The sequence below is a fragment of the Gloeocapsa sp. PCC 7428 genome (genome assembly GCF_000317555.1).
In the GTDB taxonomy this organism is placed as follows: Bacteria; Cyanobacteriota; Cyanobacteriia; order Cyanobacteriales; family Chroococcidiopsidaceae; genus Chroogloeocystis.
Genome location: NC_019745.1, coordinates 2,216,054 through 2,242,089 on the forward strand (window position 1 = coordinate 2,216,054; position 26,036 = coordinate 2,242,089).

Annotated in this window: 17 protein-coding genes and 1 pseudogene; 5 read left to right on the forward strand and 13 right to left on the reverse strand. The window is 43.1% G+C overall.

Going from position 1 to position 26,036, the window contains the following annotated elements:
- Positions 1-6: 6 nt before the first annotated feature.
- Entirely contained in the window at positions 7-840 is an 834-nt protein-coding gene (gene ppk2 / locus GLO7428_RS09695; RefSeq protein ID WP_015188387.1) for a polyphosphate kinase 2, read from the reverse strand.
- A 242-nt stretch (positions 841-1,082) separates the two neighbouring features.
- Here ppk2 and GLO7428_RS09700 point away from each other — a divergent pair, with 242 nt between their 5' ends.
- Positions 1,083-3,110: an NAD-binding protein gene (locus GLO7428_RS09700; protein ID WP_015188388.1), complete on the forward strand. Its 2,028-nt coding sequence runs from the start codon at positions 1,083-1,085 to the stop codon at positions 3,108-3,110.
- A gap of 107 nt (positions 3,111-3,217) precedes the next feature.
- Here the strand turns inward: GLO7428_RS09700 and GLO7428_RS09705 are convergent, their stop codons facing one another.
- A complete protein-coding gene (locus GLO7428_RS09705) occupies positions 3,218-4,228 on the reverse strand; it encodes an adenosine deaminase (protein ID WP_015188389.1) in 1,011 nt (336 codons plus the stop codon).
- 186 nt (positions 4,229-4,414) lie between these two features.
- Entirely contained in the window at positions 4,415-5,860 is a 1,446-nt protein-coding gene (locus GLO7428_RS09710) for an NCS2 family permease (protein WP_015188390.1), read from the reverse strand.
- A 365-nt stretch (positions 5,861-6,225) separates the two neighbouring features.
- On the opposite strand from GLO7428_RS09710, the gene GLO7428_RS09715 reads away from it, so the two are divergent.
- The gene (locus GLO7428_RS09715; RefSeq protein ID WP_015188391.1) at positions 6,226-6,771 is read left to right on the forward strand and encodes a GNAT family N-acetyltransferase; all 546 of its coding nucleotides are present in this window, start codon (positions 6,226-6,228) and stop codon (positions 6,769-6,771) included.
- On the opposite strand, the gene GLO7428_RS09720 is transcribed toward GLO7428_RS09715, so the two are convergent.
- The 8 genes from GLO7428_RS09720 to mfd form a co-directional block, all read right to left on the reverse strand.
- Positions 6,738-7,490 (reverse strand): creatininase family protein, encoded by a 753-nt coding sequence (locus GLO7428_RS09720; protein WP_015188392.1) that lies wholly within the window; start codon positions 7,488-7,490, stop codon positions 6,738-6,740. The two genes, GLO7428_RS09715 and GLO7428_RS09720, sit on opposite strands and share 34 nt — an antisense overlap.
- Before the next feature lie 126 nt (positions 7,491-7,616).
- On the reverse strand, positions 7,617-8,309 hold the full coding sequence (locus GLO7428_RS09725; protein ID WP_015188393.1) for a class I SAM-dependent methyltransferase: 693 nt from the start codon (positions 8,307-8,309) through the stop codon (positions 7,617-7,619).
- A 461-nt stretch (positions 8,310-8,770) separates the two neighbouring features.
- Positions 8,771-8,992 carry a DUF5615 family PIN-like protein gene (locus GLO7428_RS28935; protein WP_015188394.1) on the reverse strand — a complete coding sequence of 74 codons (222 nt, stop codon included), beginning with the start codon at positions 8,990-8,992 and terminating at the stop codon, positions 8,771-8,773.
- Positions 8,989-9,330: a hypothetical protein gene (locus tag GLO7428_RS09735; RefSeq protein ID WP_015188395.1), complete on the reverse strand. Its 342-nt coding sequence runs from the start codon at positions 9,328-9,330 to the stop codon at positions 8,989-8,991. Before GLO7428_RS09735 ends, GLO7428_RS28935 begins: the two co-directional genes overlap by 4 nt.
- A 243-nt stretch (positions 9,331-9,573) precedes the next feature.
- Positions 9,574-10,536: an iron-siderophore ABC transporter substrate-binding protein gene (locus tag GLO7428_RS09740; protein WP_015188397.1), complete on the reverse strand. Its 963-nt coding sequence runs from the start codon at positions 10,534-10,536 to the stop codon at positions 9,574-9,576.
- Positions 10,537-10,546: 10 nt separating this feature from the next.
- Positions 10,547-13,030, reverse strand: coding sequence for a TonB-dependent siderophore receptor (locus GLO7428_RS09745; RefSeq protein ID WP_015188398.1), 2,484 nt, complete (start codon positions 13,028-13,030; stop codon positions 10,547-10,549).
- Positions 13,031-13,159: 129 nt separating this feature from the next.
- Positions 13,160-14,182: an AraC family transcriptional regulator gene (locus GLO7428_RS09750; protein ID WP_015188399.1), complete on the reverse strand. Its 1,023-nt coding sequence runs from the start codon at positions 14,180-14,182 to the stop codon at positions 13,160-13,162.
- A 335-nt stretch (positions 14,183-14,517) separates the two neighbouring features.
- A complete protein-coding gene (gene mfd / locus GLO7428_RS09760) occupies positions 14,518-18,105 on the reverse strand; it encodes a transcription-repair coupling factor (protein ID WP_015188400.1) in 3,588 nt (1,195 codons plus the stop codon).
- Between the two features lie 363 nt (positions 18,106-18,468).
- Between mfd and GLO7428_RS09765 the strand changes: the two genes are divergently transcribed.
- Positions 18,469-19,803: a hemolysin family protein gene (locus tag GLO7428_RS09765; protein WP_041918579.1), complete on the forward strand. Its 1,335-nt coding sequence runs from the start codon at positions 18,469-18,471 to the stop codon at positions 19,801-19,803.
- A 6-nt stretch (positions 19,804-19,809) separates the two neighbouring features.
- On the opposite strand, the pseudogene GLO7428_RS09770 reads toward GLO7428_RS09765, so the two are convergent.
- Positions 19,810-20,451, reverse strand: a pseudogene (locus GLO7428_RS09770) (Uma2 family endonuclease).
- A 412-nt stretch (positions 20,452-20,863) separates the two neighbouring features.
- Between GLO7428_RS09770 and GLO7428_RS09775 the strand changes: the two are divergent.
- A complete protein-coding gene (locus tag GLO7428_RS09775; protein WP_015188402.1) occupies positions 20,864-21,391 on the forward strand; it encodes an outer membrane beta-barrel protein in 528 nt (175 codons plus the stop codon).
- Between the two features lie 354 nt (positions 21,392-21,745).
- On the opposite strand, the gene GLO7428_RS09780 is transcribed toward GLO7428_RS09775, so the two are convergent.
- Positions 21,746-23,344 (reverse strand): polysaccharide biosynthesis protein, encoded by a 1,599-nt coding sequence (locus tag GLO7428_RS09780; RefSeq protein WP_015188403.1) that lies wholly within the window; start codon positions 23,342-23,344, stop codon positions 21,746-21,748.
- Between the two features lie 688 nt (positions 23,345-24,032).
- Here GLO7428_RS09780 and sir point away from each other — a divergent pair.
- A complete protein-coding gene (gene sir, locus GLO7428_RS09785) occupies positions 24,033-26,018 on the forward strand; it encodes a sulfite reductase, ferredoxin dependent (RefSeq protein ID WP_015188404.1) in 1,986 nt (661 codons plus the stop codon).
- The last annotated feature ends 18 nt before the right edge of the window (positions 26,019-26,036 follow it).

The window sequence follows — 26,036 nt, forward strand, 5'->3', positions numbered from 1 at the left end:
CTCCTCCTAATACACTTCTGGCACAAAAAACTGCTCATTCTTGGGAGGGCGGATGTAATCACTACCAGGCTGTCTTGGCGGTAATTCCATCGGTTCGGGAACGATATCTTTATATTGAATTTTGCTTAAGATGTGACTGATGCAATTGAGACGCGCGCGTTTTTTGTCGTCGGCTTCGACAGTAAACCACGGGGCTTCAGGAATATTAGTATGCGCAAACATCACATCTTTGGCTTTGGAGTATTCTACCCAGCGATCGCGCGATTCGATATCCATCGGGCTAAGTTTCCAGCGTCTCGCCGGATCGCTAGCGCGTGATTGAAAGCGACGTTCTTGTTCTTCATCGCTAATCGAAAACCAGTATTTCAGTAATATCATGCCCGATCGCACTAACATCCGCTCAAATTGCGGACAGGAAAACAAAAATTCCTGATATTGTTCTTCAGTACAAAAACCCATTACGCGCTCAACTCCAGCACGGTTGTACCAACTGCGATCGAATAGTACAATTTCTCCACCACCAGGTAAGTGCGGTACATACCGCTGAAAATACCATTGTGTTTTCTCGTGATCTGATGGTGTTCCTAAAGCAACTACCCGACAACCACGCGGATTTAAGCAATCAACAATTCGTTTGATTGTGCCGCCTTTACCTGCTGCGTCACGCCCTTCAAAAATTATACCGACACGCAAACCCTGATGCTTTACCCAATACTGTAATTTCACCAATTCAATTTGCAACTGCGATAACTCTCTTTCATAGACTTTATTTTTTAATTTCTTCTTGGTCGCATCATCGGCATCTTTGGCATGATTATCGTTTTTTTTAGATGCTTTCATTGTTAAAGTTCAAATAATTAGAAAAGTTACTTAATGATTGTTCAAAATGAATACTATATGAGTTTAACTTTTAGTATATAAGTTTGGCGTTATATACATTTTCAATTTAATTAATATCAGCGCGTAATCATAAGCTTATTCTTAATTTAAGACAAAATTAAAATAAAAAGATACTCAATATTTAAATCCTCTAGCTACAGCCAAGGCACTAAATTCCCTTCTCTACCCTTTCGCCTCTCATTATGCTGCCATCATCAGGAAGTACAAAGACTAACAAGCCGCCACCGCAATTAACGCGCTTTTTAGTTTGTGGGCTTGGTAGTTTAGGACAACACTGTGTCGCGGTTTTGAAAGATTATGGTGTTGCCGTAAGTGCGATTGATTTAGTATTGCCGCAAAATTGGGAAATTCCTGACTTACCAAGCTTATTAGATGATTTAGCGATCGGTGATTGTCGTCAAACGAGTATTCTAGAACAAGTTAAAATTCATGAATGTCGCTCAGTTCTTTTAGTTACAAGTGACGAACGCGGAAATACAGAAGCAGCATTCGCCGCACGCTTATTGAATCCACACATTCGGTTAATTTTGCGATCTGATAAACAAAATCTCAATCAACTTTTGAGTGAAAATCTCGGTAATTTTGTAGCTTTTGAGCCGAGTCAGCTATCAGCCGCCGCATTTGCCTTAGCCGCTTTGGGCGATCAAACCTTGGGGTATTTTAACTTAGAAGGGCAGCTACTACAAGTTATCAAGTATCAAATTAAACCAGGAGATCGCTGGTGCGATCGCTGGTGGGTATACGGCTTAAATACTCGCAATCGTCGTATCTTGAGTCATACAACCAACACTGCACAACTGCCAAAACAATTCTACGAGTGGGAACCCGAAGCAACGGTAAAGGCAGGCGATACGATAGTTTACATCGAAGTTGCGCAGTTAAGCAGCACCGCACAGCCAGCAAAAACACATTCTACTAAGCAACTACCTCACGCTGTTTCTCGCACATTAACGCGTCATCTCCAGCAGCAATTCAGCCAATTTTGGCAGTGGGCGTATCAATATCAAACCCGCCGTGTAGCGGTAATCTGTGGTGCGACAGTCTTAACTTTATTAGTTTGCGGGACAATTTTGTTTCGCTGGGAATATCCAGAGATTGACTTACAAGCAGCTTTCAACGCCACAGCAACGTTATTGTTAGGCGGCTACGGCGATTTATTCGGTGATATTAAACCAGAAACTCCGCTATCTTTGGGGTTACAAGTTTTTAGTTTAATACTCGCGCTAGCAGGTACGGCATTTATCGGCGTACTTTATGCCTTACTTATTGAGATGCTGTTAACTTCGCGGTTTCACTTTAGAAGTCGCCCGCCGCTACCACAACAAGATCATATTGTTGTGATTGGGTTAGGTAGATTGAGTCAACGCGTCGCGACATTGTTACAAGAATTCAAGCAATCAATTGTCGGAATTAGTCACGCAGAGTTAGATCCTGGAATATTACCGCAAATGCCACTCGTTGTAGACAACATCGCGAATGCATTTACCAAAGTGCATCTTGAAAATGCGAAAAGTGCGATTGTAATTACCGAGGATGATTTAGAAAATCTGGAAGTTGGCTTGATGCTTCATGCGCTGAATCCGCAGTTGGGCATTGTTATTCATTGTTACGATCAACATTTTAGCGATCGCGTTGCGCGGCTATTTCCTTATGCACAAGTACTATGCGCTTCAGCATTATCGGCAGAAGTCTTTGCAGCAGCGGCGTTTGGCGAAAACGTCTTGAGTTTGTTTCACTTCAACGGCACAACCGTACTCGTGACAGAATACATCATTGCAGCGGGAGATACCTTGAATGGTTTGATGTTGTCTGAAGTTGCTTACGGTTACGGTGTCGTACCACTTTTGTATCATCATAAACATGAGTCAGCAAAATTAATGCCTGCGTACGAAACGCGACTCTATGTTGGCGATCGCCTAGTTGTTCTTGCCACAAGCCATAGTCTACAACGCATCGAACGCGGCGAGTTAGCCCCGCGACAGTGGCAATTACGCGTTGAAAAGGCTTTATATCAGGATGCAATTTTTGATGGTGCCAATGCGATCGCCCTCATTTCCGGTTGTCGTTTGGCGATCGCACGCCAATTAATGCAAAACTTACCCGCAACGTTGCCACAAGCTTTGTATTATCACCAAGCACAACACTTAGTCCGCGAATTGAGCAAAGTTCAAGTCAATGCACATTTAATCAAAATTGTCAATAGTATTTAATGGCGCGTTAGACAAACACAAAACTCTTACTACAAGTATGCGTAGGCACACTTTGTTTATATAGCCCCGACTTCCGTCGGACGGTATCTAAAATATATACAGCAGATCTAAGCAACAGATATCGCCATAAAATAATCTAATTCTGCAATTTGCGCCTGTTTTTCTTCAGGATTCAAAAAAGTAGCTTGAAAAGAATTCTTCATCATCTGATAAATATCTTGTTGACTCAAACCCAAGGCTTGCTGAATTTGCTGTAAATTCTCAGCAACATAACCACCAAAATAAGCAGGATCGTCCGAATTTACCGTTACGCACAATCCCATGTGTAGTAGTTGTTTTATATTATGCTTCTCCATCGCATCAAAAACACATAGCTTAATATTCGACAGCGGACAAACCGTAAGTGGAATTTGCTGTTCAATCAAGTATTTCACAAGTTGAGTATCTTCAATACAACGTACGCCATGATCGATACGCGACACATTTAATAGCTTAATCGCCTCCCAGATGTATTCGGGTGGTCCTTCTTCTCCTGCGTGTGCTACGGTATAAAATCCAGCTTCGCGTGCGCGATCGAAAACCCGCTGAAACTTTGATGGTGGGTTGCCCATCTCGGATGAATCTAAGCCCACAGCAACAATCGTATCTTTATAAGGCAATGCTTGTTCGAGAGTTGCCATTGCTGATTCTGCACTCAAGTGTCGCAAAAAACACAGAATTAAATAAGCAGAAATACCAAGTTTTTCTTTAGCATCCTGCAACGCTTGATAAATACCTGCATGAACCGTTGCAAACTCAATTCCGCGAGAAGTATGCGCTTGCGGATCAAAAAATATTTCGGTGTGCCTTACATTCTCCGCAGCCGCTTTTTGCAGATATGCCCAAGTCAAATCATAAAAGTCTTGTTGTGTCTGCAACACACTCATCCCCGCATAATACAGATCGAGAAACGACTGTAAATTCTGAAAGTTATACGCATCGCGTACTTCTTGAACAGATTTGTAGGCGAGTTCAATTCCATTACGCTTCGCTAAGGCAAACATCATTTCTGGTTCGAGAGAACCTTCAATATGAATATGCAATTCAGCTTTAGGAATTTCTTGTAGAAAAGTATCCATTTTGAATAGAAGTTAAGAAATAGGTAATGGGTAAGTAAATATCACACATAACATTTGTTGGGGAGTAGTAATATATATTTTGCTTGACCAATTACCAATTACCAGTTACCAACTTTTAAGTTATGTTTATTTTCACCGCTTACTTAATATTCTTGCCAATTACCAAGCTTGAAGCGACATTTTGTATTACTCAGCAGTTCCAAAACGTAATGTCATAAACACAAATCTAGCGATAAAGATTGCTGCCAGAATCCAGGTAGCGATCGTGACTTCGTGAGCTTTACCTTGTAATGTTTTAGCAATAGGATACGTGATGAAACCTACTGATAGTCCTGTTGCAATTGAGTAAGAAAGCGGAATAAAGAAAATTGTCAAAAATGCCGGAATTGCTTCAGCAGGATCGCCCCAACGAATTTCTAAAACACCTGCCATCATTAAGACACCTGTAATCACTAATGCGGGCGTTGTCGCGTACGCGGGAATAGCCTCGAAGATCGGCACAAGAAAGATTGCGAAAATAAACAAAATACCTGTAATTACCGCAGCAAAACCTGTACGCCCGCCTTCGGAAACGCCTGCGGCTGATTCAGCATAAGTTGTTACAGTTGATGTGCCAACGATCGCCCCGAATGTCGTTCCAACCGCATCAGCAAATAACGCTTGGTTAACGCGTGGTAGTTGTCCATCTTCTTTAATGTATCCTGCTTTCATACTCACGCCAGCAAGCGTCCCTACGGTGTCAAATAAATCAACAAATAGAAATACAAGTAGAACCGCGACAAAATCGATAAAATTAGCTGCGGTTAACCGCGAAAAACCAACAAAACTTTGCCCAATTAAATCTGTTGGTGCGGTAGGAAACTGTACAATTCCTGTAGGCCAAGGCGTGTTACCTACGATCCAGCCGAGTAATGCAGTTCCAAGAATTCCCCACAGTAATGCGCCTTTCACGCGACGTACTAAGAATGCGGTTGTGATAAAAATACCTGCGATCGCCAAAAGTGTGTTTGGTTGTTGTAGACTGCCCAATGTTGTTGTTGTGACTTCACTCCCAACAATGATTCCCGCGCCTCCTGTTTCTGGATTGCCGGAAAGTCCAATATAGGCAATAAATAACCCAATACCTACCGAAGTTGCTGTTTTAAGCGAAAGCGGAATTGCATCGATGATTTGCCGTCGAATATTTGTCAAGGTGAGCGCAATAAAAATTAAACCTTCGACAAATACGGCTGAGAGTGCTAAGCGCCAGTCAATATTTAAAGTTAGAACAACTGAGTAAGCAAAAAACGCATTTAAACCCATTCCTGGGGCTAACGCAAAAGGATACTTGGCTACAAATGCCATAACTAAGGTGGCGACTGCGGCGGATATCGCAGTTGCAAAAACTTGTTCCGCAAACAAATCGCGCGGCTGATTTAAGAAAATCGCATCCGACAAAATTAAAGGGTTAACGACTAAGATGTACGCCATCGTCATGAAAGTCGTCAATCCTGCTAAAATCTCGATGCGAAAGTTTGTTCTGTATTCGCCAAATTTAAAGTAGCGGGCGATCGCTGCTTGCCAACCTGTATACTGTGGTCCTCCAGGTGAACTTGGGTTCTGCGTTTCTAACTGATCGATATCGCTATTCATCTAGCAGTCTCCGTATGCCATCTTTTCTGATTTATATCGATTTACTTTACTTTTAACGATTGGTGTCATTGTATGCATCCAACCAAATTTGGCTTGAAGCACATTTTTAGATTTATTTAACTAGCTGCATACTCTATAGCGATACGGAGTATTTTTTTGTTGATTAAGATACAGAAAATCTGTATGCTTGAGAATAGCTAATGTATGCTGATGTGCCACAGCTAAGCGTTTATCGTAAATAGTCAATTATAAACGACAAAATTACGTAGCTAAGTTATACCAATTTGTAATTAACTAGTCCCCCTAATTTTTTCTTTCTATAAATACTAAGTCTGCTATTAACGTCAATTCCTATACCTACTTAAATGGGCAAGGTCGCCATTGAAACCCACCGTTTGATTTTGCGCGAACTCACGCTAGACGACGTGGAAAATTTGGCACAAATCTATGCCGATCCTGTAGTCATGAAGTATTACCCTAAATTAATTACTAGAGAAGAAACAAAATACCAGATCGCCAGAATGATTAATGGCTATCAACAACGAGGTTGGGGTTTGTGGGCGACAATTCATAAAGCTGATCGCAAATTTATCGGGCGTTGTGGGTTGATACCGCAATTAGTCGCAGGACTTCCCGAAATTGAAATTGGCTATATGCTAGCAAAAGATTACTGGGGACAAGGTTTAGCGACAGAAGCCGCCTGTGCAATTCGCGATTATGGTTTTGGAATAGGGTGCGATTGCGCGAAGCGCAGCGCCATAGGCGATCGCCTCATATCGTTGATTGCTCCTGGTAACATTGCATCACAAAAAGTTGCAATTAAAACAGGATTGTGCTACGAAAAAGACGCAATTTTTCGGGGTAAAACTGTGCAGGTTTATGCGATCGCCCGACCAACAAATTCTAAGTAATTGTTACTCAACTCTTTAACTGCCAAATCATACAACTGTAACCCGTGTTCAGGTGTCGCTAACGCCGGATCGGAACCCATGCGTCCATCAGGATAATGCTGGCGAAAGTTGACAGGACCATATATCGGATGTCCTTTACCAACTTCAGCAGACAAAGGCGCGTGTTTGATCGATTCAGGATAAACGTATTGCGTCACCGCAACTTCACTCGGAGTGGCGTGCGAACCTTCGCGATCGCCGTATAATTCTTTTGCTAACTGATACACCGAACCGCACATAAACCAGTTACCGACTTGACACTGGACTTGATCGGCGTTATTCACGCCAATTTCTGCAAGATAAGTATAAGTTTCCGCAAACGCAGCTTTGAGTGTGGCAATATTACCACCATGACCGTTAATAAAGAAAAATTTGGTAAATCCCGCTTTCGCTAAACAAGTAATATAGTCGCGGATGACTAAAATCATTGTGCTAGGACGCAGGCTAATCGTACCAGGAAACGCGGTGTGATGCAGTGCCATACCAACATTGATTGTCGGGCTAACGAGTGCGCCCGTCGCCTCACCAACACCATGCGCGATCGCTTCTGCACAAATCGCATCAGTACCAATTAATCCCGTTGGTCCATGCTGTTCGGTAGAACCAATTGGGAGAATAATACCTTGCGATTTTTCTAAATACGTTTCAACTTCGAGCCAGGTACTCAAATGGAGTAGCATAATTTCTTGCAGCGAATGAATCTATTTACTTATCGTAAGGAATCATTTGCATTTAAGACTAGCTTGGTCGGCGAACAAGGGGAGGTAATGCGATCGTGTTGCTTCCTCCAACAACTGAACAAGAAGTTATCCTGATTTTATTCCTTCGACATAAATAAAATAGTTATTTGTTTGCTTTACACTTGCCTGAAAGCCAACTTGAATGAATTTATCTAATAAAACATTGGGTTGATAATAAATTTTATATATTTGATATTCTTGCCCATTATTTAGCTTACGCCTTTGATAAATTGCATTTTCATTTTCAAAGAAATGGTCTTTTGCTGTTGAAGTTGTATCAAAGCAGGAGTCAATAATAAACACTTTTCCATAAGGACGCACTGCTCGATAAACCTTGGCTAGAAAATCATCAACTTGTGCAGGAGGAACGTGAGATAGCCAGAAGGAAAAAAATACTAAATCGTATTGTGTAGTTGGTTGCCAAGAAAACAAATCTACTTGATGATAATCAACTATTTTAGTATCTTTTAACTTCTTTTTATTTATTGCAATCATCTCAGCCGAAGCATCAATAGCTGTAATTTTGTTGCCAAGTCTAAGTAATTCTTGTGTCCATATTCCTGTACCACAAGCTAATTCTAAAATTGAATTAACTTTACCAATATCCTGTAATGCACTTTTCAGAATATCTACTTCATCAAACCAGCGTTGATTTAGTTCCAAGCCGCGATCGTAACGACCAATGCGATAAAACCACTCATCATATTCTTGAGAGCGAGCATTATAATAAGCTATTTGCTCTTGAATTTCTTTAATCATATGAAAGAAAAATCAACTACAACCTAAAATACAATAAATGACTATTTAGGTAACTACAGATTCGGGAAGTGCGCCTTGAGGCTTTCAAGTTGTTGATGGGCGTTCTCGGACATCTAAGCCAAGTACAGTAACTTTACCAGGTAATAAACAAAACACAATCGCACTTTGAGTAGAATCTATTTGCAGCAAATTTACTCGATAAGAGCGCGATCGCGCCCAATTTTTTTACTACTTCAACAATATCAATTACTAATCAAAACCGATGGAAGACAAACAAGCGGCGCAGCACAATTAAGCAGCAGCAAACAAGCAGTAATATCAATATTCCAGAACTAAATTGGTAAAAAGACAATTCGGTTTGTCCACTCGTCTGCGGTTGATGCAGCCCAAATTAGGATCAAAGAGTCAATGACTTCCGAAATCAGGAGCGTTTTAGGTACAATTAAAACCCCTGGGCTGGTTTAAGTAGTAATGAAGTCAGCGAAATGAAGTGGCATCGTTCGTTGATTGTGGGATATCAAAATTCGTCCTTGTTTGGCGGCGATTGCCAACACTTCTTGATCGGGGAGTCCTTCTAACTTGGCAACTAAAGCAGTTTGAAAATCGATCGATGGTTCTCGTCTCAAAACGCCCACAACAATACTATGATTGAGATCCGCATCAGCTTGAAAGCGAATCGTCATCGGCTTTTGGTAGCAGATGCGAGCTTTTTGTACAGTTGAGAGTTCTCTTCTGAGGAAGCTTGACGGAGTTGATGAAGTTGTGCTTCTCCTTGTTTTAAGTAAGCGTCTATCACTTCTTGATTGGATAGATAAAATGCGATTATGCTCTGCATACGCTGCGCGAACGCACCATACCCTTGCTCAAGGGTTAGCGTCGGAAAACTTTGCACAATCTGCTCAGGTAGTTCACCTCGAACAAACGAGTAAACGATCGAATCTAAAGAAACTCGACTACCAGAAAGCCAATAGCCTGCTTCACGTTGTTCAACGTACTGTTTAGACAAAATAACTGCTGTCATGCTTATAAACTTTCATCAATTGATGTTAAGACTAACTTAGTCATATTCTATCTGTGGAATCCGATGACAGTGCAAATGCCGCTTGTCTACAAGGTACTCAAAGGTCGTTATCTGATTGGTATTGTTCGCTGGATAAGTATTGAGTGGTTTGAGTAAACAAGTGCTATCAGCAGGTTGATTTTAGGGCGATCTTTAATAGTGATGGCAGGATTAGCAAATGAAGAGGGTGAGTTTGAATATGGCTTAAGGTATGTTGACAAGATGTTTGAATAGATCGTCGAGAATAGCGTTGATTGCAAAAATATCTGAATTAGCCCAATGATCGCCTACGAAATAAATTTTATTGCGCTGAATCACTTTAAGTTGTTGCCACAAAGGTCTTTGTCGAAGCTTTTCTAGTGCCTCTTGATCATCGCTCGCATCCGACGTTACAAAGAAGAGAACATCTCCATCAATATTCGCTATAGTTTCTTCAGAGATGTTTTCAATAATATAGAAATCTCCTCTCTGCGCTGGAGGGCGTTGCAGTTCGATATCGCTCAAAATCGTTCCTGAAAAGTGTTTTTTTCCATATGCCCAAATTCCGTATTGTGAGTTAGTACTGGCAACAGATACCTGCATGGTATGGCGACGAGCGCCCAACGCTTGTTTCAGTTGTTCAATCCGTTGCCAATAATCGTTCAGCAATTGCTGAGCAATATCTTCTTTGCCTAATACCTGAGCAAGTTCCTCTAATTGCTCTTTCCAAGGAGGGGAAGGATACGGCAAATTTAAGACAACTGTAGGCGCAATCCGAGATAGCTGGTTATAGCGATCTTCTGAGTAATAAGAATCAGCAAGAATTAAATCAGGTTGCAGGGACAAAATTTTCTCTAAGTTTGGAGAACCGTATCCTCCAACAGATTCTACTTTACTGACTTTACCCTGAAGATATTTAGGAAGAGAATTATCTGACTCGTATACCGATGCAATCGGGCTAAAGCCTAATTGCACACAGTTGGCTAACATTTCTATACCAAGAACAACAATTCGTTGAGGAGGATGAGGAATACAAGTTTCACCCATCGTATGCTTCACAATTCGACAGTTGTCATTTTGTGTGTGGCTTGTAACAGAGGTATTGTTAGCTGTGCTACAAGCGGTAATCAGAGTGACCGTTAACAATCCTAGAAGTAAAAAGCAGATGAGACGACGTAGATTTTTCATAAATCGTCAATTAAAACTGCCAGGAAACGGTTCCCAAAACAGTAAAAGGAGCGCCGCGATTGACAAAAGTTCCAGAACCGTAATCACTGGTGTAGTTTTCCACATCAAACAGGTTGCGAAAATTGAGAGCAGCACGAAAGCGATCGCGCTCATAAAAAATCGCCGCATCGGTACGCAAAAAACTTGGTAACTCTACTGTATTAGCAATATCTGCCCATCTCTCGCCAAGATAGTACACACCTACACCAAATCCCAAACCCTGCAAATCGCCGTCTTGAATTCTGTATGTTGTCCATAAACTAAACGTGTGTTCTGGCGCAGAAAATAATCGATTGCCTTCAGGAATTTCGTTATCTTCTAACACCCTGGCATCAGTATAAGCATAGCCGCCAATAATGTTCCATCCAGGTGAAATCTCACCACTAATATCTAGCTCGACACCTCGGCTTCGTTGTCTTCCTGTTTGCACCGAGAAGCCTGGATTTTCTGGATCAGGAGTCGTAACATTGGAGCGAGTGAGATCGTATAAGGCAAGGTTAGCTGAAAGTTGATCGGTGATATCGGTTTTAATGCCTATTTCGTATTGGGTGCCTCGTTCTGGGCTGAATGTTTCGTCACCCGCAGATCTGCCGATTGTCGGCACAAACGATCGCGCATAGCTAGCATAAAGCGAAACGGACGCAACAGGTTGATATACAATGCCTACTCGTGGACTAAATGCTGTTTCGGATTGATTGGTTTCTTCATTTGTGAAGCGATCATCACTTGTTTCTCCAAAGAAATCAACTCGTCCGCCCAACAACAGTTTGAGATTGTCTAAAATCGTAATCTGATCTTGGATGTACACTCCCACCGTGTTCCTGGTTGTAAAACTGCCTTCAGATTGTTCTGTAACGGTCACAGTTTGATCAAACACTGGGTCAAAAATGTCCACAGGCGGAGCATTTCCAGATTCACCACCAAAGTCATTGATTCGATTTGAGGTGAAACTAGCACCAAGGAGAAGTTGATGGTCAATTCCTCCGGTGCTAAATGTACCAATCAGATCGGTATCTAGGTAGAAAGTATCGTAGTACGCGCTGCCCCGTAAAAAGCCTCGGTTGAGTGTCCGGTCATCGTCAGCAAGACTGTCATTAATAAAGAGAATCGGATCGTCCGTATCATCATAAAACGAATAGCGAAATGTATTGCGCAATTTCCAATCCTCATTGAAGCGATGCTCCAGTCGATAACCAACTCTGCCATTAATCTCTAGATCCTGCTCTGAGGGACCAGCCGGATTGAAATTGCGGCTGACTTCTCCATTGGGGTTTTCCAGTACGGTGCCTAAGATAGGTTGAGATGTTTGTCCATTGGGTTGATTAAAAAAGTTGACATCGCCTTCAAGAATGAGGTCAGTATTGGAACTTAGCTTGAGTGCCAGACTGGGCGCAATGAAAATTTCATTACTTTCATTAAAATCCAAAAACGTATCGAAGCTACGATAGCTACCAATTAAGCGATAGAGTGCTGTTCCAGATTCATCTAAAGGGCCGGAGAAATCAAAGGTGCCTTGATAGTCATTGTAGTTGCCAGCTGATAAACTCACCTCGTAAAACGGATAGTCTAAGGGTTGACGAGTCACAACATTGATCGTGCCACTCAGAGATCCAACTTCGCCATACAATGTGGCAGCAGGTCCTCTCAGTATCTCTACACGTTCGGCATTAACGAAACTAGCATCATTAGCAATTTGCGGATCAGGAACGCCGTTGAGCAGGAAACCACCATAATTTTCAAAGCCTCGGATAGTGAAATAGTCTCTACCGCTAGCAGGGCTAACGACTGAAGTGATACCAGCCGCGTTTTCCAATCCCTCGGTAATACTTCTGGCTTGCCGATCTTCCAATACCTGCTGAGGGATAACTTGAATTGATTGAGGTATATCTCGTAGAGGTGTGTCGGTTCTTGTGCCTACACTGGCATCGGGGACACGATAACCTTCCTCTTGCTCTCCTGTCACTAAAATTTCAATTGCATCGTCTTGTGCTGTATCAGCCTCACCCAACGTCACCGCCAACCCCAGTCCTTGCGCAAGCGATCGCACTTCTACCACCGGTGGCGCATCGGTTCCTGTAATCGCTACTTGCACTTGACTATCTGGCAAACTTGTCACGCGCACCAACGCAATGCCCTCAATCGGGTCTATTTGCGAAAACTCTCGGGCAATCGCCGCATTCGGAATCTCTGCAATTAGAGCGTTGCCGACGATTCGAGTTTCAGTAACTTTCAAAGCGTTTGCTGTTTCTAGCACCACTTGCAAACCCGCCTCGGTCGTCTCTACCCGTACTCCAGTAATTTGCACCGGTGAGGCTTCGACAGTAGTTGCAGGTTGTTCTTCACTTAACTGTGGTACTTCCTGCGCCCTGGCTGGTATCTCTACATTGATTGCAGCACCCAACAAGCTTAGTGCCAATACGCATTGAACCGTTACCCAAAGCTGACTCATCGCCATATTCGTCCTCACCCAGTTCACTCGAACCTCTCAATTGCAAAGAGTTCTTATTTATGTAGCACTGAGTGTAAACAGAAGGCGATCGCCAAATCTACTCCAAACCTACACCATCACCCCAAGATTCTATTTTCAAGATTTTTTTGATTCAAAAAGCAATTTTTTGCCACGGATGCAATCGCTGGGAGTGATCCCAAAGTGACGCTTAAACGCTGCGGCAAACTGAGCGGGGTTTGCATAGCCGACGCGATTTGCTACTTCTGCCACTGTAGAGTAGGGTTCCCGTAACAAGTGTTCAGCCTGTTCCATCCGCTGCTGAGTGAGATAAGCAAAAGGCGTGACTCCAAACAGCGAGCGAAACCCTTTATGCAGCGTACAATGACCAACCCCCACTTGCTGCGCGAGTTCAATTTGCGAAGGGGGATGTTCTAGATGCGATCGCAAAATTTCTGCTGCATGATAAATTCGGGCGATCGTGCTAGGTTTCATTGCTGATGCTGTCTGTTGCTGGTGGAACCTCCCCATAGCGGAAGTGTCCACAACGCCCTCTAGCTGAAGTGCCATCAACTCAAACACTTTGCCCTGCAAATACACCCGCTTGGTTGTTCCCAAAAATGGACAGTCGATGATCTGCTGCGCCACTAATCGCATTGCTTCAGTTGTTCTCGGCGAAAATACTTGTTGCCAATCGTCTCCTTGCACCAATGGTTTTAGTTCGGCGGGGAGTTCTCCTGTCGGTGCTGCAAAAAATTGCCTCAACAAGTACGGCTGCATATGAATTTCGACTCCAATATTGGGTTGCGATCGCGGTGTAAACACCGTCAGGCGACGTTGAATTCCACTACCGCCAATGTAGCTTTGCTTGGCATCAATCAACACATGATCGCCACTATCTTCTACCCCTGATAACTGCACTTTGAACTGCACTAAATGCTGATTTTCTATCCCTCGAAACGTTAGATCTTTGTAGGTTTCATGAAAAATACACAGTTCTAAACCAGGATATAGCTCTATTATTCGAGCGTAGCCACTACCCAACTGCAATGGCACAGTATGAATCGTTTCTAGACCATCAATCGAGGTAGCGGGAGGACAATCTTGCTTAGCTTCCGTTAAGATTTCATCTACCTGCTGTGCAGTGAGGTCGAGGCTCATTGAAGATAAAGATATAACACGATCAACTGAAAATTGCTATCAATAATCGCAATTCACCGATGAGAAGTCAAGAAGGTTTGGTAATGGGTATAGGAGTTACGCACTTGCCCCCTAAATCCCCCATGAGTGGGGGACTTCAACTCAGATTCCCCCCGCCCCCTCTCACTCTCCCCCAATGCATGGGGGAGAAGATAAGGATGAAACTTTTGTGTTTGGGGCTAGGGGGGCGGAATAGATTCAACTGCGTAAGTCCTGGGGTAATCGGTGATGGGGAATGGGAAAATAAATAGTCTTTCCTATTACCAATTACCAGTTACCAATGACCAATTCCCAATTCATGTCAGTACAGGTTCGGGAAGTGCGCCTTGCATTTTACTTAAGAAATCGATGAGGTTTTCGAGTTGTTGATGAGCGCTGAGGACACCTAAACCGCGTACAGTAACTTTACCAGGCGAATACACAAAGCGCGATCGCAAGTGTTCGGGTAAGTTTGCTGCAAGTAAGTTCCATGCAGGTTCTTCCATGGGAGTTTCGAGGATAATGTGCTGTTTACCCTCCGGTTTAATGCGGCTGAATCCCAGAGATTTAGCGATTTGTTTGAGTTCCATCACGCGCAGAAGTTGATTTGCACCACTAGGGATAGTACCGTAGCGATCGCTCCACTCAGCGGCAATTTGTACTAATTCTTCTTTCGTTTTTGCAGCAGCAACAGCGCGATAGGCACTCATCTTTTGATCCATATCTGTGATATAATCTGCGGGAATAAATGCGGTAAGGTTGAGGTCAATTTGCGTATCATCAACACTCGGAATTTCTTGCCCGCGAATCTCGCGAATTGCTTCTTCAAGCATTTCCATGTATAAATCAAAACCGATCGCATCCATTTGACCGGATTGTTCCGCACCGAGTAAATTACCCACACCGCGAATTTCCATATCGCGCATTGCAAGTTGATACCCTGAACCGAGTTGCGTAAATTCTTGAATCGCGCGTAAACGTTGCCGTGCTGCATCGGATAAGGCGCGTTGCTTCGGGTAAAATAACCAAGCATGAGCTTGTATCCCCGCACGACCGACACGACCGCGTAGCTGGTAAAGTTGCGATAAACCAAAGCGGTGCGCGTCTTCAATTAAAATTGTGTTGACTCTGGGAATATCTAATCCCGATTCAATAATTGTGGTACAAACTAAAATATCCGCTTCGCCGTTGCTAAACGTGAGCATTGTCGATTCAAGTTCGCCTTCATCCATTTGTCCGTGAGCGATCGCAATTCTTCCCCCTGGTATCATTTCCCGCAGATTTGCCGCAGTTTCCTCAATACCATCCACGCGGGGAACAACATAAAACACCTGTCCGCCGCGATCGAGTTCTTGGCGAATTGCACTGCGTACCGATTCTGAATCATACGGTGCTAAATGCGTTTTAATTGGGCGACGCGTTGGCGGTGGTGTTGTAATTAAACTCATCTCGCGAATTCCCGACAGCGACATATATAATGTGCGTGGAATCGGAGTCGCACTCAGCGTTAAAACGTCAACTTGCGTTTTGAGTGATTTGATTTTCTCTTTTTGATTGACACCAAAGCGCTGTTCTTCGTCTACCACGAGTAAACCTAAATCGCGGAAGTTCACGCCCTTACCAAGTAGCTGATGCGTACCCACAACAACATCTAATTCACCTGTAGTGAGGCGACGTTGAATATCGCGACGTTCTTCGGCGGTGCGGAAGCGGTTGAGTAAACCCACTTGAATTGGGTAAGGGGCAAAACGTTCTTTGAGCGTGTGATAGTGTTGTTGTGTAAGAATCGTCGTTGGGGCGAGAAGCGCGACTTGTTTACCTGCGGTTACAGCTTTAAAGATGGCGCGGATAGCTACTTCAGTCTTCCCGAAACCGACATCACCACATACTAGACGATCCATCGGGCGATCGCTTTCCATATCGCGTTTAACATCTTGTACCGCTTTTAGCTGATCTGTTGTCGGTTGGTACGGAAATGAGTCTTCAAGTTCTTCTTGCCAAGGTTGATCGGGGGGATATGCTAAGCCTTGTTGTTGCGATCGCGCTGCGTACAATTTCAATAAATCTACGGCTAATTTCTTAATTGCTTTGCGAACGCGATTTTTAGTATTCGCCCAGGCTTTGCCAGACATTTTGTTGAGTTCTGGGGGCGACTCGGTGGTACTGCGAAATCGCGACAACGATCCGAGTTGATCGGCGGCGACGCGCAATAAACCATCTGCGTATTGAATAACAATATATTCGCGGGTTTCGTTATTCAGCGTTAAACTTTCGAGTTTGAGGAATTTACCTACACCATGATTGCGATGGACAACATAATCGCCAGGGCGCAACTTGTTTAAATCAACTTGCTTTGATGCAGCTTGACGGCGCTTGCGCACATAACTTGGTGTTGCGAGTGTGTGCTGACCGAAAAACTCGCGATCTGTCACAACTGCGAGGCGGAAAGTTGGTAAGATAAACCCTTCGAGTTCTGCCAAGCCGGAGTATTTTAGGGCTACCGGCGTATGTGATATTTGCAGCTTATCAATTGCTTGGAAATCGCGAGGGTTAGGAATAAATTGTGCAGGACAATCGTGTTCTTGTAGAAGAGAAACAGAACGCGAAGGCTGCGCCGAAACTAACCACACCGAAAAACCGCGATCGCGTTCATTACGAATCGTTTCGGCAATCTTGCCAAATTGATGCGGTGTCACGGGTACTGGACGACTCGCAAGATTGATGGCTGTAGGTGCGGAATTTTCTTCTACGACAAGTTCTGAAAGATGGAGTTGGCGAAAGTTGCTGGCGGTTGCTAAAGAGTCTTCAAAAGCGCGATGAATGCGGGGTAGATGACTGAGTGCGGCGTGTTGTTCTTCTGCGTTTTCACAAGCGCGATCGCTATGTGCTTGACATTGTTCAATCTCATCAATCGCAATTAGCGTATTTTCGGGTAAATAGTCAAGTAAAGATGCGGGCTTGTCGAAGGCTAAACCTAAGAAGCGGCGGCTACCTTCTAATATTTGATTTGTCTCAAATTGTTCTTGTTCTTCTGGTGATAAGTAGGTATTGACTTGTTGTTTCTTGTCAGCTAGGGCGGAAACGATAATCGGTGCAAAAGTTGTCGGAGTGAGTACTAGGGAATCGATTTTATCTAAAGCGCTGCCATTAGTACTGCGCGATCGCTGTGTTGCAGGGTCAAATTCACGAATTTGTTCAATTTCATCCCCGAACCACTCTAAACGTACTGGCAACTCGGAAGCCACCGGAAACACATCGACAATATCTCCGCGCCGACTCCATTGTCCTTCAGTTTCTACGAGCGGTACGCGTTCGTAGCCTAACTGCGCTAGTTTATCTCCAAAAGCATCTAAATCTAACTCCATCCCCTGCGTAACATTCAAACAATACGGCTGAAACGCTTCTAGAGGTGGTAAGTGCGGTTGCAACGCCGCCTGAGTGGCAACAATCGCCATTGGTGAGTGGTAATTGGCGAAGCCGCCGCACGCCGCCTGTGGTTTCCCAGGCGGAACGGCGGTAATTGGTAATTGTTGTTCTTGCCCATTACCTGTTACCGATGACTCATTACCTCTAATTAAATCTGCCAAAACCTGCATTTGTCCCCACGTCATTTCCGTTTCAGGGTCAAAAGGTTCGTAGGGAGAAGCTTCAGAAGTAGGATAAAAATGCGTTGTTTGCCAACCCATTGCTTCTAGTTGTGCACTCCAGCGTCCGGCTTCTTCGAGGGTGGAACACACAACCAAAAGATGCGATTGCGCCTCTTGTGCCAAAGCTGAAGCCACCAATCCTTTAGGAAGGCGAGGAATGCCGTTTAAACGACAGACGCGCTGCCGCTCAAGTTTAGCTAAAATTTCTGTTGTGAGCGGCGATCGCCCCAAAGCACGAACAATGGAAAAAAATGCCATAGCTTCCGCTGTGTTACTGATGTCTTCTGCCCAACAAGGCGCTGAAAATAGGTTCCTTGACTATTTTAGAGTTCCTGACGCGATAGATTTGAGCATTTAAGGGTTGGATTTCCCTACTCGTTTTGTTTGAAGGCTGTTACGTATAGGCAAGCAGAGGAGCAGGGGGGCTTCAGGTGCAGAGGAGATTTAAGATTTAATAGCTATGATCAACTGCAATCATTTTTAAAATTGGTATAACAAGACCAATCTTGAGTCAACTCAGAATGTTGACCAGTTTTCTCTTCCCACGACTTGACAACTCAGACATAATAATGACATTTCATATTCCCTCGCCCCTCGCCCCTCGCCCCTCGCCCCTAGTTAATCTCCTCCATGAACTTTGAAATTCTGATCATTTTTCTGCTGATCGTTGCTAATGGCATATTTGCCATGTCAGAAATGGCGATTGTCTCATCACGCAAGGCACGGTTGCAACAATTGGCAAATGAAGGTAATGCTAAAGCACGAGCGGCATTAAAGCTTGCCGAGTCTCCAAATAATTTTCTATCAACAGTGCAGGTGGGGATTACGCTTATTGGCATTCTCACAGGTGCTTTTGGTGGTGCGACGATCGCACGTACCCTCGCAGGTTATCTTCAGCAGATTCCTGGGCTTGCACCGTACAGTCAAGCGATCGCGTTTGGGATTGTGGTTTTAATCATTACATACCTTTCGTTGATTCTCGGCGAACTTGTCCCGAAGCGCCTAGCCTTAAATAACCCTGAACGAATTGCGGCAAATATCGCAACGCCAATGCGGACAATCGCGGCGATCGTTTCTCCAGCTGTTTATTTTTTGAGCGCTTCTACTGATTTTGTCTTACGTCTGTTAGGAATTGGTCCTTCCAGTGAACCGCTTGTTACCGAAGAAGAAATCAAAGTTTTAATCGAACAAGGAACCGAGGCGGGAACGTTTGAAGCAGCTGAACAAGATATGGTTGAACGTGTTTTTCGGCTTGGCGATCGCCCCGTGAGTGCATTGATGACACCTCGTCCTGAGATTGTCTGGCTTGATTTAGAAGACTCGCTAGAAGTAAATCGTCATAGAATTATTGATGGCGGTCACTCGCGCTTTCCCGTGTGTCAAGGCGGTTTAGATAACGTGTTAGGGATTGTGCCTGTGAGTGACTTACTCGCGCGCTGCTTGTCGAATCAACCGCTAGATTTAACCGTTTCGCTGCGTCAGCCGGTATTCGTTCCAGAAAGTACGCGTGGTTTGAAAGTTCTGGAAATGTTTAAGCAAACAGGGACGCACATTGCCCTTGTTGTAGATGAATACGGCGTGATTCAAGGATTAGTCACGCTCAATGACATTCTGATTGAAATTGTCGGCGATGTTCCATCCGATGACGATCAAGAAGAACCCCAAGCAGTACAACGCGAAGATGGTTCTTGGTTACTCGATGGTATGTTATCAATTGATGAATTCTTTGAACTTTTTGCAATTAAAGAAATCCCCGCCGAACATCGCGGTAGCTATCAAACTTTAGGTGGTTTCGTCATTACCCATCTTGGGCGTATTCCCACAGCTTCTGACTATTTTGAATGGCAAGGAATGCGAATTGAAGTCGTCGATATGGATGGCAATCGCGTTGATAAAGTGTTGGCTGCACCCATGCGAACTTATCGACATGAAGAAACGGGTAGTACGGGAATTTAGCGGCGATTAGCCTGCGTGTTCTCTTACCCATTGACGAAATGCTTTGATTGTGGCGTTTCTCCCTGCGGTTCTACTTTGCGTTAAATATTGCGGAATAACTTCAACTACGGGTATTCCTGGAAAGATAAGACTATTTGAGGACCCGATATATTTCCTGCTTGCAGCAGATTAATTTGTAGTTTACCTTGCTCAAAGCGCCAAAGTTCAGGAACGCCGAGTACTTGCATATATACTCGAATGCGATCGCGAGGTAATATCAATTTCTATAACTAAGTCTGGTGGAGGATCAACGGTTAAATCAAGGCGCTTCTTGCCTCGAATTGCCAACTCATTTTGAATGTAAAAACATTGATCTGGTTCGATACCTTTGAGCATTGCTTGATTCTTATACGTTGTCGAACCTAAACTTCTAAACTCAATATCTAACTCCTCCAGTAGCGCTTTGACTAAATCGCCGATGATTTCTTTATCATCTCCGTGTTCAGGCAACGGTGTCATAATTTCTAGCGTTCCATTATCATAAGTTATTCGCGCCGAGCGATGTTCTCCTAATTCATCTAAAATTAGCTCGAACTCCTGCCAACTCATCTCATGTAACAGTACGCGCTGCCCTGGTGGAACGCTTAATCGTTTCAGTTCTAATAAAATTCGTCAATCCTCTTGCGTACGTAATAAGAGTATAATTTCCCTCCATTCTAGAAGAAGCCAAGCCTTTAAAAGTCTCCCATGTGTTGATGATTGAGAGGGCTAATATGAGGACAACGGTAAATAATTATTCGCGCTTTGTAGCTAAGGCGCGTCACATCAAAGTTATATTTCTAAGTCTGAATCTTTGCAGTTACTATAGCAGTGTGCCAGTTTTAAAACAGTCTACAAAACACAAATAATGAAATAAATAGTTGTAATATAAACACGCTCTAAACCATTAGAACTATTTTGATCTCTTATTTTTTCAAACAGATTTTTACTTTATTCATGAAAGTTATTTGGAACTTTTTTGCCTGCTGTTCGACTATAAAACTAAAGACACAAAATACTAATTAATGCCAAGGTAAAAATTATGAAACTCTCTTTGAAAGCTGCTACTATTTCTGCTTTATCTGCTTTAGTAATTGCTCCTATAGTTGTCGCTCCTGGGCAAGCTTTTGCTCAACCTACTGGAACAAATGCAAGCTATATCGGTGGTGGTATTGCTGCCGGAGTAACAAACGGCGGACAAACCGGAGACGCTGCTACTTTTGGTGGAAATATTCAAGCTCGTTACGCAATTCCTAACACTCCAGTTTCCGCCCGTGGCGCTATTCTTTTCAGTGATGAAACAAGTGCAATTATGCCGATCGTTTCCTACGACGTACCCGTTTTTAATAACACAAACGTTTATGTTGGTGGAGGCTACTCTTTCGTAGAACAAAACGGTAAACCTACTCCTTTGGGTAACAGAAACTCCTTTGTTTTAACAACAGGCGTAGAAACTCAAGTGGCTAGAGATATTGTTCTCTACAGTGATGCCAAACTCGGTATCCGCGCTTACGAAAATAGTCCAGCTTCGGCCGTTAGTTTCCAAGCAGGTGCGGCTTATCGCTTCTAAACCTAATTAGCTCAATTTGGTTGATTAGTGTTAACAAAAATAGTGAATAGTAGCTAGTAAATAGTCACTAATAACAGCGTAACGACACCAATCTCCTGGTTATTTAGCTGGAGATGATATAGCAGAGTTCAGGGTTGAAAATTAGTTAGGGTAATGGTTATTCGTACCTTCAATGTCCTCACTACCTCTTTGACTGCTATATTACAAATAGTTAGGGGTGTTGTGGTATTCTACAACACCCCTTTTTTGTTAAAGATAAAACCTTTAAAAAAACACAGCAATATAAAAATAGTGTGCGTAGGCGCATTTTGTTCGTTTAGCCACAGACTTTATTCTGTGCAAAGAAAGAATTGACTAAGAGCAAAAAGCGAAACTAGATGCCGCAATGCTAAACGTCGAACTAGTGTCATAACTATCGTATTGAGACACTGCTTTTAGGTATGTTAATTCTTGCTGAATCGAAGGTAATGTTGCTAGCAACTTGACTAACGTTTCAAATTCATTGATATTTTTATAAGTATTGAGCAAACACTTCGGCGTGAGTCTGCCGTATAATCCTTGAACAATTAATTCAATAATATCTTGATGACACTCCAGCGATATACCTTCTGACACTAACTGTTTAGGATTAGTTCCCCATTTCAATATCTTAAGCAGTGTTTGCGGGGATGTTTGCGCAAAGATAGAACCTGTTACTTCTTTTATCGCTGTTTTAAGTCCATATTTAATATTAGCTTCCGGCAAGCTCAAGTTATCTGTTAATGTTTGGATAATTGATAGGTGTTTATCTAATACTTCGCTAGAGAAGCAAGTAAGCTCTGCCATCATCATATCTCCTGATGCTTCTACCTGCGAGTTCTCTAAAGCATTAATCAATAAATTTGTTTCCGTAGGCTGACTCCAATCGAATTGTCCTAAAAAACAAGGTTCTTCATAACCTGGCAACAGCCCTTGAAAATAAATTGGTAGGTGTTTACCTGCTTCAAGGATTTTGTAGAGGGCAATTTCTAGTGTCTCAGTAGGCCATCCTAGATTACGCACTGTGAGAAATTTTAGTTTTTTCGGTTGAGATAATACAAGGGCATTAAGTAATAAATGCAAAGCTTCATTGATATTTTGTGCTGTTATGTAGCGATGGGGTGCATGAATATTAATGATTTTGCCTTGCTTGATTTTGTCTGATATTTGCTGACATACGGAACTATTATTTAACATATGCGTAAAGCGTACCATTCCGTAAGTAACGTTGCCCTTTTGTGCAGCCTGTGCTAATTGCCACTCACAGAGTTTTTTTGATGCGGCGTAAACTTCGGCGGTGAAGTACCGCGCGGCTTTACCTGTTGAGGAGAAAATACATTGCTGTACGCCGTATTCTTCGCAAAGTTGAATAATATGCTGTGTACCATAAATTGCAGTTGTCACTGTTTCTCTGATTTGCACTTCTGCAAGCCCTGGAAGGCGTTGCGCGGCTAAATGAAAAACAATCTCTGGTTTTTCGGTTTCAAATATATACTTGAGTGCGTGGTAATTACGGACATCAGCGGCGTATAAAGCGATCGCTTGTTTTTGGACTTTGAGCGGTTTTTGGTCGTATAAACTAGCACATCGTGCTTTATCTACGGATACAACTTGTCGCGCACCAAGCTCAACCAGTTTTTTGACTAACTCACTACCAACGCAACCTTCTCCACCTGTTACAAGCACAACCTTGCCTTGTACCCTACTACTGACTGCTGATTTATACAAATGAATTGTGCGTGCCCACACGTCAGTAAAAGGATCTTCTTGGAGTTGTCCCTCGGCTTGGTATGCTTGAATTAAATCCGAGGTTAATTCTGTTAAGGTTGCCAACACTTGAGAATCTTGTGGTTCTGGTGAACCCAGTGGAACTAATTCTTGGATGCATCGAATGATTTCTGATTTGCTGGTAGCACGAACCACTGGTAAAAGCACCTTGAGTTCCCCTTGAGCTAACTAGTTAAATTTTTGCTGTTTTTGGGTAAAATAATATACTCTGCGTTACCCATCCTTTTTATATCGCGTGTAAAATGCGTCTAGTTAGCTACTTACTGAGAATTGATGTAATCTTAAAAAAACAACGTCAATTGGTACATCTTGATTGGTAAGATTTTAAGGATTGTGTAAGGTAAACGGCAAATACTTGTATTTATGATATGTGCGAGAGATGTTTACTCAATTAGAAGCATTGCAAATTGAGTTGAATTAGATGTTAATTGGTACAAATTTAACGAGACAAAATTATTGCGATTTTGTATTGATTCAGAAGCCTATATTTGGGGAAAGTCTCGATTCATGAAAACTTCAAAGTTTTGAGCTAATCGCATTCGGAACTTTGTGCAGCAGTAACTTTAGGAATTGATACCTATTTAGCGATCGCACGCACTTAAGCTTTAAGATATTATTAAGATATAGGTGATTTTATCTCATAATCCTTGTTTTTGATTGTGCAGGAGTTGTATAGCATACTTAATGGCAACTCCTGTTTTTTACCGTGTTAAGATCGAAGTATTCACCGTAATGCCGAGTGGATTACTGGGGATTTAGTAACTGCATAGATGTGTTATTAATTACTCTCGTCTGTCATAAATCTATATAAAGAGAACATCTGCTAAAAATTGCAATGGTTAATTCTTCCATTCCCACACCCGCAACGAAAAAGCCTTCTAAGGTAGAAGGACTCAAAGAACGCAGTAATTTTTTACGCGAACCTGTAGCGACAGAACTTCTACAGGACACAACGCATTTTACCGAAGAAGCGGTACAAATCTTAAAGTTTCACGGGTCATACCAGCAAGATAACCGCGACAATCGGGTCAAGGGACAGGAAAAAGATTACCAATTCATGCTGCGGACGAAAAACCCTGGTGGATTGGTACCGCCACAACTATATTTAACTTTAGACAAGCTCGCAGAAGAATACGGCAATCAAACGTTGCGTGCGACAACGCGACAAGGATTTCAGTTGCATGGGATTTTGAAGCAGAATCTCAAAAATGCGATCGCCGCCATTATTGAAAATCTAGGTTCAACGCTAGCAGCTTGCGGTGATGTCAACCGCAATGTTATGGCACCACCTGCGCCGTTCAAGAATCGCGCAGATTATCAGTATGCGTGGAAGTATGCGCAAAATATTGCCGATTTGCTAACGCCGCAAACAGGCGCATACTACGAAATTTGGTTGGATGGGGAAAAAGCAATTAGTGCTGAGGAAGATCCCGCAGTCAAAGAAGCAAGGCAGAAAAATGGGACTGGAACAACGTTCCATGAAGGCGAGGAGCCAATTTATGGCACGCACTATATGCCGCGTAAGTTCAAAGTCTGCGTTACAGTCCCCGAAGATAACTCGGTAGATTTATTTTCCCAAGATTTGACGCTGGTAGTCATGATGAATGACGACCAACTAATAGGATTCAATGTCTATGCGGGTGGTGGTTTGGGAAGAACGCACAATAAAGAAGAAACGTTTGCCCGTTTAGCCGATCCGATTTGTTACGTAGACAAAGAAGATGTTTACGACATTGTTAAGGCGATTGTTGCGACGCAAAGAGACTACGGCGATCGCACAGATCGACGTCACGCACGTTTGAAGTACTTGATTCACGATTGGGGTGTGGATAAGTTCCGCTCGATGGTGGAAAAATACTTTGGGAAGCCGTTACAACCCTTCAAACCATTACCTGAGTTTCAATACGAAGATTTTCTAGGTTGGCACGAACAAGGCGACGGTAAGCTCTTTTTAGGAATTTCCGTACAAAATGGGCGGATTATGGACGATGCCAAAATGCAGCTACGTACTGCTTTACGCGAGATCGTTCAACAGTTCAACTTACCAATGCGGCTGACACCGCACCACAACGTTATTTTCTACGAGATTGAACCTGAAAAACGGCAGGCGATTGAAGCAATTCTGAGTCGCTGTCAAGTAGAAGCCGATCCGAATGCAATTAAGCCTTTGGTACGCTATGCGATGGCTTGCCCTGCTTTACCAACGTGTGGTTTGGCAACAACCGAATCGGAACGCATCATTCCGAGTGTTCTCGATCGCATTGAAGCATTATTGCAGAAACTCGGTTTAGGCGACGAGCATTTCGTGATTCGGATGACAGGTTGTCCGAATGGATGTGCAAGACCATACATGGCAGAATTAGGATTTGTGGGTACAGGTCCTGAAATGTACCAAATATGGTTGGGTGGTAGCGCGAACCAAACGCGTTTGGCACAAGTCTACATCGAGAAAATGCACCTCAACAACCTAGAGGTAGAGTTTGAACCACTCTTTGTTTACTTCAAACAAGCCCGTCAAGGTGCAGAAACATTCGGCGATTTTTGCGATCGCGTTGGTTTAGCCTCGATTCGAGAATTTGCAGCCAACTATACTCCGCAAGCTGTTGAAGAAACCGCACAACCCGCCGCTGACGAGCAGATTGCTGTTGTTGAGACTGTACCAGCAAGCAACGGTAAAATCAGATCGCGTCACCGCATTAGTATCCGCGATGATGTTTACGACAAGCTCAAAATCATTGGTAGCCGTGAGGGGAAAACCTTAACTGCAATGGTGAATGAAGCGCTAGAAACTTACCTCAAAGATCAGTCATCCGAGTTTTAGGTTAGTTAATCTAAAATT

Coding starts and splice junctions, on each gene's coding strand:
- ppk2 (WP_015188387.1), bottom strand. CDS start 840: ATGAAAGCATCTAAAAAAAACGATAATCATGCCAAAGATGCCGATGAT.
- GLO7428_RS09700 (WP_015188388.1), top strand. CDS start 1,083: ATGCTGCCATCATCAGGAAGTACAAAGACTAACAAGCCGCCACCGCAA.
- GLO7428_RS09705 (WP_015188389.1), bottom strand. CDS start 4,228: ATGGATACTTTTCTACAAGAAATTCCTAAAGCTGAATTGCATATTCAT.
- GLO7428_RS09710 (WP_015188390.1), bottom strand. CDS start 5,860: ATGAATAGCGATATCGATCAGTTAGAAACGCAGAACCCAAGTTCACCT.
- GLO7428_RS09715 (WP_015188391.1), top strand. CDS start 6,226: ATGGGCAAGGTCGCCATTGAAACCCACCGTTTGATTTTGCGCGAACTC.
- GLO7428_RS09720 (WP_015188392.1), bottom strand. CDS start 7,490: ATGCTACTCCATTTGAGTACCTGGCTCGAAGTTGAAACGTATTTAGAA.
- GLO7428_RS09725 (WP_015188393.1), bottom strand. CDS start 8,309: ATGATTAAAGAAATTCAAGAGCAAATAGCTTATTATAATGCTCGCTCT.
- GLO7428_RS28935 (WP_015188394.1), bottom strand. CDS start 8,992: ATGACGATTCGCTTTCAAGCTGATGCGGATCTCAATCATAGTATTGTT.
- GLO7428_RS09735 (WP_015188395.1), bottom strand. CDS start 9,330: ATGACAGCAGTTATTTTGTCTAAACAGTACGTTGAACAACGTGAAGCA.
- GLO7428_RS09740 (WP_015188397.1), bottom strand. CDS start 10,536: ATGAAAAATCTACGTCGTCTCATCTGCTTTTTACTTCTAGGATTGTTA.
- GLO7428_RS09745 (WP_015188398.1), bottom strand. CDS start 13,030: ATGGCGATGAGTCAGCTTTGGGTAACGGTTCAATGCGTATTGGCACTA.
- GLO7428_RS09750 (WP_015188399.1), bottom strand. CDS start 14,182: ATGAGCCTCGACCTCACTGCACAGCAGGTAGATGAAATCTTAACGGAA.
- mfd (WP_015188400.1), bottom strand. CDS start 18,105: ATGGCATTTTTTTCCATTGTTCGTGCTTTGGGGCGATCGCCGCTCACA.
- GLO7428_RS09775 (WP_015188402.1), top strand. CDS start 20,864: ATGAAACTCTCTTTGAAAGCTGCTACTATTTCTGCTTTATCTGCTTTA.
- sir (WP_015188404.1), top strand. CDS start 24,033: ATGGTTAATTCTTCCATTCCCACACCCGCAACGAAAAAGCCTTCTAAG.